Origin of the sequence: Mesorhizobium sp. M0923, assembly GCF_040319365.1 — a bacterium.
Classification (GTDB): Bacteria; Pseudomonadota; Alphaproteobacteria; order Rhizobiales; family Rhizobiaceae; genus Mesorhizobium.
The window spans coordinates 82,538-90,748 of the sequence record NZ_JAMYNW010000028.1 but is presented as its reverse complement, the minus strand read 5'-3'; the positions used below and the strand labels follow the sequence as shown (position 1 = coordinate 90,748).

Here is an 8,211-nt window from a genome sequence, read left to right as displayed (position 1 = left end):
GAAATTGACACTGCAAGCTCCTCGGCTCCTTGCTTCAGTGTCAGTATGTCTCGCTCATCACCTCAAGCCGCGCCAGATGGGGTCAGCTTGGCGCTTACGAAGCTGCCGCTCCGGGTCAAGCGTAAGGTCAAGTCCAGACACAAGCCGATCTCCGATCCCAATACAGGATCGGCAACCTCACAGATCGCGACCACTCCCGAAAGGTGGTCCGGAAACACCGCTTACGAGGGCGCAGACATAGAAATTGACACTGCAAGCTCCTCGGCTCCTTGCTTCAGTGTCACTATCTCCCGCTCATCACCTCAAGCCGCGCCAGATGGGGTCAGCTTGGCGTTACGCTGGACGACGGGCTACGGATGAGCTCGGACATGGATTGCTCCGTCGGCCGGAACGTCGTCTCTCTGGCGTGCTGGTTAGTAGCTTGCCTTAATAAATGTTGGATACTCGAATTTTGCCGAAAACCGAGCATTCGCCGAAAACGTAGCGATGCCCGATGGTGAGGTTAGGCCGCTCACCGTCGCTGCTGGAAAGGCAGTCGACCACAGCGAACCGCATGACTTTCCTTGACCGGTGCCTGTTCCCGTATCGAAATAGTCGCCTATGGCCAGCGCCCCCAAAGTTGCATTTGCCGTATTTGCCCCAAGAGCGCGAAGCACCAAACCGGCAGAGCCTGCAGTTGTCTCCGCATACACTGGAATGGGTGATGGGTAGAAGCGAGCACAATTCCAGAAACGCAAATTGCCAGTGACAAGCTCCGACCCGGGCTTCACACTCCAGACCTCGTTATCAACCCTGACGTTCGTCAGCTGTACCAGCACCAAACTAGCAGTTGAGGGACCAAAGGATGCGGATTTGACATAGTAGATCTGCAATGTGGCAGCCGAAACGACAATAGCCCCGATTGGAACATATGACGAGTCCAGTTGAAAGGGTGTAGTCATGTTGACCGTGTACTCGCGGCCACTTCTATTGACGCTCGTAAGTCCACTAGTATTAGTGTAGTAAGATGCTTCCACTGGAACACCAACGCCGCCACATCCGACTTTTTGAGCCCAATACGGAATTGGGGAGTTGTTGAAGTCCATTACATCGATACAGCTACAATCAATTACGCTCTGTGCATCCATAGAACTGTGTGGGGTGCCCGAAAAATTGTAAGTCGGCTCGCAGTGAATTCGATTGACCTTGACATGAGAGCGATCTGCTGTCGCCGAGTCCCAGATGCCAAGCGACGCCGACTTGGCAACTTTTCCGGCTGTTGTTGCCGTATCGAAGATCGATCCGTTGTCTATGTAGCAATTATTAATCGCGACATTAGCTGAGCCAACTACAAACAAAGACGCATCATGAGACTTGAAGCTGCATCCGTCGAACGAGATTAACTGAGCGTCGCCGGATTCGAGTAATTTCTGAGGGGTGTACTCGCCAGAGAAGTATTGTTGATTCAGGCCAAAATGGCATGAAACAAACGAAATTGGATACTGAATCTTAGCTGCTCCGCCAACGAATCCTATTCTGTAAACGCTTTCTGCATAGCAGGTTTGAAATGTCATGGGCTTCGCGAAACTGGTACTAAAGTTAAGCAACTGATAGGATTGTGTCCACTCGACGCCGCTGAAAACACCAGAAACTTGTCCTTGCTGTTTTCCAAAGCTTTTCCCGTCCAGCACGGTGTGGCACTTTGAAGCTATAACGCTAGTGAAATTAGACGTTCGAGCCTGAGAATTTCCAAGTGCATAAGCAATTACATTCTGCCGTAGATCGCTATCTCGTATTGTTACATAGTCACCATTCCCGTCGGCATTGCATGGCTGAACTACAACGCCGACGCCGAATCCAGCGATGCGGCAATCTTCAATGTGAACCCGCGATGAGAAATTCTTCTCATATTGCGTTGCTCCAAAGTGAGGCGGATAATTGACGTCGGGATAGGATGGCGACAGTACAATCCCGCCGGAAGAATATCGCGCAGAATCCGTGGCCATAACTGTCGAATTGTCCTTCCAATTGTATAATTCAAATGTGTTTGTGGTTAGCTTCTTCAACCGATAATATCGTTTGTTCAATTCAGATAGTCCTAATATCTCGTCAACTAAGACAACCTCTCCATCCACTAAATGATGGGCTTTCGAAACTGTGATAACGGTGGGGCCGGAATGAGATATGTTGACGATCGAGACCGCGGTCGCCCGAGGGCCAGCGTAAGGATCAATGGCTATACCGGCGTATGGCGCATAACGACTGAGAGAGGTTGGACCCATGTTGGGACCAGCCCAAGCAGTTACGCTCGAACGGTCTGAAAATGAATGATTGAAGTCGGCCAAAAACGCGTGATTTACTCCGACGATACTGAGTCCACGGAGTCTGACACTACGACCGCCCTGTACTGCGATCGCGGGCCGATCATTGAAATCAGCATACCAGTAGCCTCCCGATTGATCCATATCTCCTTGGAGGATGAGCGAAGTGAACGTGGTCCCATACCCCACGTGAATCGTGTCAGTCGTGACTGGGTTGCCGGAGAAACGTAACACGGCGGGCTGGGATGATATTGGATTGTATGTGCCAGCGGTACCGTACATGACGAAGTCGACAGCGCCTTGGATCGAGATTGTGTCATCGGTGTGCCCATCGCACTTTGCGCCAAACATCGTAACACTCGGTTCCGATTCGCTGATGACCCAGTAGCCGCCGTTCACATCATTGTCTGTGTCGTCGGGCATTCCGCGGTCAGCCGACCTGAAATAGGCTGGCTTCGGACAATTCTTTAAATTAGCAAAACTCTCGCGACGGTAAGTTGCGCCACCGATCAATGTGGCGGGAATAGCATAGTCGGGATCGTAGAACTGAGTTCTAATTACCTTGATCGAGTTCTCGATCAGTTGGCGCTCGACCAGAGACCTCGCGGTATAGATCGGGACGTGCACAGCCGGATGGGAATCCGTGCCTTTTCGCGTTGCGCACGAGCTCGTGCTGAGAATAGCGTTCGCCAACACGGCCGCTGGCCCCGACTGAAGAAGCACGCGTCGGGAGGGATATCTCTTGCTAGTCATACATGTATCGACAGTAGCCCACTCAAATCAATTGCCTTCGGTTTGGCTTACCGCACCGTCTAAGCGTCGAGGAGGTTCGTTGTGCACGCCGACCTCTCGTTAGTAGCAGCCGTCGCGCTTAGGCCAGAACCATGACGAATGTGCGGCGAATTAACGTTTGCGCGAACACGAATCGGCGTGACATATGCCCGTGGTCTATGCCATTGACAGCGACGCACGCTTGCAACGCTACTACACCCGATCGCTCGGACGTGCTGCGCCACCACCTCAAAAAGCGTCGACCCGCAACATAGCGTTCACGAACCAGAAAAAACCGCGCTGCGCAATATTATTGCAGTTCCTCTTTGGATCGTTGTGAACGATGATGTTCGCTCGCTTCGAGGCCCTTTCAATGCCCTTGCCGGAATGTCGGCTGTGACGCCCGATACAGGCGGTCCCGTGATGACAGTAAAGACAGATAGCTTGTCCGGTGATGGAAAATTCCCAATCCTTCGGCAAGTCCCGATTTGAGACTTCTTGGTAGGTAAAAAGTTGTTGTGGGGTGCTCGAGAAGCGGCGGTTTCAGATGCATGCCGATTTCAGCCGACACGATTCAAGTCCATTGCGGGTTTCGAAGTAGCAAGTTGTTGAAGAACTTTGCCGTATTGCCCTCTAGGACGGCCCCTCATCGCCATTGCGATCGGCGACTGCAGCTCAGATCAAGACCGGCTCGCAGATCCAAAGGTGATCTTCCCGTGTTGTCATCGTCCTACAGTGATGATAGCGGGGCTGCTCAGATAGGGATAGCCGCGGTCCCACCGGTCGGCCTCGATGATCCGTCACGGGCCGCCAGCTGTGAGCTTTCGGGAGGTTGTCCATTCGGATCTGACCGAGGAGACTGGAGTTACCACACTTCAGAGTCGCCGGACGGTCCGAATGAACATCCATAAGGATGCCCGTCTGACGCGGCTGCGTCGAGAGGAAATGGCACTGTCGGTCATTGAAGGCAGCCTTTCCCAAGCCCAGGCAGCGTCGAAATATGCGATCACGGCGAAGGTCGTGGCGCGTTGGGTCGAGCGCAATAAAGCCGAGGGCCGGGCCGGCATGGCCGACCACTCGTCGCGGCCCAAGCGCAGCCCCAGCGCCACCGAGCAGCCGATCGTCGCGCGGATCGTGGCGCACCGGCCAGCACATCGCGCATGAGGTTAGCGTTTCGCCGGCGACGGTGAGCCGGGTGTTTGCGCGCGCGGGCCTTTCGCGATTGAAGGACTTGGAGCCGGCCGAACCGGTGGTGCGCTACGAGCGCGAGCAGCCAGGCGAAATGATCCACATCGACATCAAGAAGCTCGGCCGCTTCAAGCGCGTCGGCCACCGCATCACAGGCGATCGCAAAGGCCAGTCCAACAGCCGCGGCGTCGGCTGGGAATTCGTCCACGTCGCCATCGACGACGCCTCGCGCATCGCCTTCTCGAAAATACTGCCGGATGAAAGGAAGAAGAGCGTCGTCGCCTTCCTCGAAGTGGCGCTCTGCTACTATGCCGCTCGGCAAAGCCGCGCGGCGTCAGGTGGAAAGGGCGCGGGCGGCTGGGTGATCTTCTCGTATTCGCGGCAAGAGAACTTCTCGCGCACCGTCTCGATCACCTTCCACTGGCGCGGGATCACTTCCAGCGTCTCGGTGACGTCTTCGCCAAGCTTCGCCAGCTTGGCCGAACCGCAGCAGAGGCAGTTCCGGGGCGCGGCGATAACGACGCGCTCACGCGGCAGATGCTCGGGGAAAGGCTACCTTGACGGGCGCTTGCGCTCAAAGAGCTCCGACCGTCGAAGACCGCGCCGTCATCTCCGCCACCAGTTCATCTTGGCTGGCGTCGCCTTCCAGCTCCACGAGCTGCACCTCCATCTGGTCGAGAAGTCTGGCTTTGCGCTCCGAGCGACAGCCATGGATGTCGCCCTTCAGCTTCTCGATCTTCAGTCGCAGTCGCGCGATCAGCGCATCCGAGCGCGACTTCACCACTTCACCGCTTGCGCGCGGGCGGCGAGGGCTTTGTTAGTGGACTGACAAGCATTGCTTGCCAACTGCCAGTGCCGATCTGCGGCTCTGTGTCACTCAACAAGACGGGCTCGCTTGAGTTCGTAGGCTTGCATTCGGCTTCGGTCTTGAAGGGAGCGGCGTCCTCTGCGGACAGCCACGCAGTAGGTCAATCCACAGGTCTTCCGCAGGTTAGCAGCCTGTCTCGGACGAAATGCCAAATTAAAGTGATATCAGGACACCGTCGAATGCGAATTTGCGCGATCGTCGAAGCCATGGAGAGGCCGCAAGGAACGCTGGCGGCTCTCTGACACCCCGCTAGCGCGACGGTTGTAAAGACGACATATTTTGATACACTAATGGTGTGTGTTCAATCAACCACACCGAAACCAAAAATTATCTCGCATTTGCGAATTGAGTTGGAATTAGCGCGGAAAGCTGTTACGCGCTTGCTCAATACCTAGCGGTTGGGTGGGCCTCAGGTAGTGGGACAGAAGGATTGATGCGGATGAACCTAATTGTGAAAAGTGCGTTGGCCGGATTTGTTGTGTTGGCCGGCTTCGCCCCGGTGTCGTCTTTCGCGCAGGATGGGTCGTGCACCTGTGCAACTGCCTATACGGGCGTAAATCCGATTGGATCGATCGGGAACGTCAATGGCGACGTAATGGTCTCCCAGGTGGCTGGTTATCGCCCGGCGCAGGCGGGCGGTGCGCTCGATTTCGGCAGCCGCGTCGTAGTTGGCGGCAAGGGGTCGGCTTCGGTTAATGTTGGCAGCTGCAATTTGAGCGTGCCGGCCAATTCGACCCTTGATATCTCCCGCGTCGAGAACAAGATTTGCCTCAATGTCCTCGGTTCTGAGCACACCGCCCAAACGGGCAATTCGACGGGTGCTTCCAATAACAATACGCCGCTCTTCATCTTTGGCGGCCTGGCTCTTGGGGCCGGTGTTCTGGCTGCGACGGCGGACAAAGATCACGGCCACGCCGTTAGCGACTAAGTTGATCGTAAATAGGGCAATGGCAGCAGAGGCGCATGGCGCTTCTGCTGCGTGTCTATTGTTCGATGGAGTGCCCTTGGCATTTATGCTGGTGTCGTGACCAGGTATCGCTCGGATCGCTTAAGCAAAGGCGACATGCGGACGGTTGGCGAACATGCCGGGATGAAGGGCGAAGTGCCGGTTTATCCAGGCAAAGTGGTTGAATTGCAGTCTTTTGATGCTGCGTGCAAGTCTCGGATACGACGGTCAGGCGGCAAATGCGACGATCAAAGTCAATCCTGGGGAGGGCGGCATGTGTGTAGCGTTCGATACATCAGGCGCAGCTTTTGCCGCCGATCTGGCGCTGATCATCGGCCTGCATGATGACGACAATTCTGTCCGCCGGTAGCCGGGACCTGGCATCCATCGCATCGCATGAACTTGACAAATGCGTCACTCGCTGTCTTGCGAATGACGCATTTATCGTTTTGGGGGATGACGTCGCTGCGTTGCTTCGCTGCAGTCACAAACGCCCATGATCGATCTGCATTCCCATATCTTGCCCGGTCTCGACGACGGCTCGCCCAGCCTCGCCGAATCGCTGGAAATGGCTCGGCTGGCGGTGGCCGACGGAACGACCCACATGGCGTGCACGCCGCATGTGACGCCGGGCGTTTACGAGAACGGAACATCGAACATTGTCCGAGCGGTTCAAGAGTTGCACCAGGCGCTGCGTAGCGCTGCCATACCACTTGCTCTCTACGTCGGCGCCGATGTTCACATAGCGCCGGATCTTCCGGACCAATTGGCGGCGGGCAGCGTGCCGACCTTGAACAGGTCTCGCTATTTTCTGTTCGAACCGCCGCATCATGTCTTGCCTCCACGAATGGAGGATCTTGCTCTACGCCTCATAAACGCCGGTTTCATCCCGATTCTTACTCATCCAGAGCGTTTGACCTGGATCAAAACGAATTACGACGTTATCGAGAGATTGAATGCGGTCGGCTGCCTTATCCAGCTTACCGCAGACTCGATTGTTGGTGCTTTTGGACGCACGGCGCTTTATTATTCGGAAAAGCTGATTGACGAGGGCAGGGTGGATATCATCGCGTCGGACACTCATAGCGCCACGCGCCGGCGCCCTGGGCTTTCACAGGCGGTTGCTGCTGCTGCCAAGCGATGTGGGGAAGGCGAGGCCCGCAACATGGTATTGAAACGTCCAGGCGAAATATTGGCGAACCGGCCCATCGAGCCCATCGGAAAAGCACGTCCGAAAAACCCAACCGCCGGCAACGCCGGCCGTTTTGGAGGATTGGGCCGCCTATTCAAGGGCGGGACAGCGTGATGGGCATTTTTCATTTGGCAAAAAGCCACATAGGCACGGCACTCGTCTTGCTAGCTTCGCTTGCAATCGCGGCATGCACGAGCACGTCGTCGACGACACCATCCTCGTCGAGTTCAGTCGACGCGCTGCAATTAACTTCATCATCGTCGGCGCCACTTTCGGGCGGCGGTGCCCTGCGGGTGGTAAAGGAACTGCCTGCGCCGCAAAATACTCAGAACGGCAGCGAGCAGCCATTGTCTCCGAACGATGTGCTCGAGGTGAATGTGTTCCAGGTCGACAATTTGAACAGGACAGTTCAAGTTGACTCTGGCGGCCAGATCTCACTTCCGCTCATCGGAACCCTCACCGCGGCGGGAAAAACCGTTCGTCAGCTGGAGCAAGAAGTCGAAACTGCCTACGGTGACAAATACCTGCAGTCGCCGGATGTGACGATTTTTGTTAAAGAATCGATCGGGCAGCGTATAACTGTAGACGGCGAGGTAAACAGGGCCGGTATTTATCCGGTGTCGAGCAATTCTTCGCTTCTGGATGCCATCGCACTTGCAGGGAACTTCAGTCCCATCGGGGACGCAAGCAAGGTCTTCGTCTATCGCAACATCGGCTCGAATACGCTGGTTGCAAATTATAATGTGGAGGCGATACGTGCCGGCAAGACCCGCAACCCGCGCATCTATGGTGGTGACAAGGTCGTCGTCTTTGCCTCAAAATCAAAAATTGCGATGAACAATCTCAAGGACGCACTCGGCATTGCCTCGAGTGCAGCCCGAATTGCCGTGATCCCGTAACGCTTCACGATCAGCCAGAGTACAGTCGAACTTAGGGTCACTTCGCA

At 55.5% G+C, this 8,211-nt stretch carries 5 protein-coding genes and 2 pseudogenes; 5 read left to right on the top strand and 2 right to left on the bottom strand.

What is annotated here, in order from left to right; genetic code table 11:
* Nucleotides 1-413 precede the first annotated feature (413 nt).
* Nucleotides 414-2,927 carry a hypothetical protein gene (locus NKH89_RS31525; RefSeq protein ID WP_352911186.1) on the bottom strand — a complete coding sequence of 838 codons (2,514 nt, stop codon included), beginning with the start codon at nucleotides 2,925-2,927 and terminating at the stop codon, nucleotides 414-416.
* Nucleotides 2,928-3,968: 1,041 nt separating this feature from the next.
* Here NKH89_RS31525 and NKH89_RS31520 point away from each other — a divergent pair.
* Nucleotides 3,969-4,575: pseudogene (locus tag NKH89_RS31520) on the top strand (leucine zipper domain-containing protein); the annotation flags it as partial.
* Nucleotide 4,576: 1 nt separating this feature from the next.
* On the opposite strand, the pseudogene NKH89_RS31515 reads toward NKH89_RS31520, so the two are convergent.
* Nucleotides 4,577-5,028, bottom strand: a pseudogene (locus NKH89_RS31515) (transposase domain-containing protein); the annotation flags it as partial.
* Nucleotides 5,029-5,566: 538 nt separating this feature from the next.
* Here NKH89_RS31515 and NKH89_RS31510 point away from each other — a divergent pair.
* The 4 genes from NKH89_RS31510 to NKH89_RS31495 all read left to right on the top strand — a co-directional run bounded on the left by NKH89_RS31510 (nucleotide 5,567) and on the right by NKH89_RS31495 (nucleotide 8,164).
* Nucleotides 5,567-6,055: a hypothetical protein gene (locus tag NKH89_RS31510; protein ID WP_352911183.1), complete on the top strand. Its 489-nt coding sequence runs from the start codon at nucleotides 5,567-5,569 to the stop codon at nucleotides 6,053-6,055.
* 214 nt (nucleotides 6,056-6,269) lie between these two features.
* A complete protein-coding gene (locus NKH89_RS31505) occupies nucleotides 6,270-6,443 on the top strand; it encodes a hypothetical protein (protein ID WP_352911180.1) in 174 nt (57 codons plus the stop codon).
* Nucleotides 6,444-6,569: 126 nt separating this feature from the next.
* Nucleotides 6,570-7,379: a tyrosine-protein phosphatase gene (locus tag NKH89_RS31500; protein ID WP_352911177.1), complete on the top strand. Its 810-nt coding sequence runs from the start codon at nucleotides 6,570-6,572 to the stop codon at nucleotides 7,377-7,379.
* Nucleotides 7,379-8,164, top strand: a complete 786-nt coding sequence (locus NKH89_RS31495) for a polysaccharide biosynthesis/export family protein (RefSeq protein ID WP_352911174.1) — start codon at nucleotides 7,379-7,381, stop codon at nucleotides 8,162-8,164. Before NKH89_RS31500 ends, NKH89_RS31495 begins: the two co-directional genes overlap by 1 nt.
* The last annotated feature ends 47 nt before the right edge of the window (nucleotides 8,165-8,211 follow it).

Coding starts and splice junctions, on each gene's coding strand:
- NKH89_RS31500 (WP_352911177.1), top strand. CDS start 6,570: ATGATCGATCTGCATTCCCATATCTTGCCCGGTCTCGACGACGGCTCG.
- NKH89_RS31495 (WP_352911174.1), top strand. CDS start 7,379: ATGGGCATTTTTCATTTGGCAAAAAGCCACATAGGCACGGCACTCGTC.
- NKH89_RS31510 (WP_352911183.1), top strand. CDS start 5,567: ATGAACCTAATTGTGAAAAGTGCGTTGGCCGGATTTGTTGTGTTGGCC.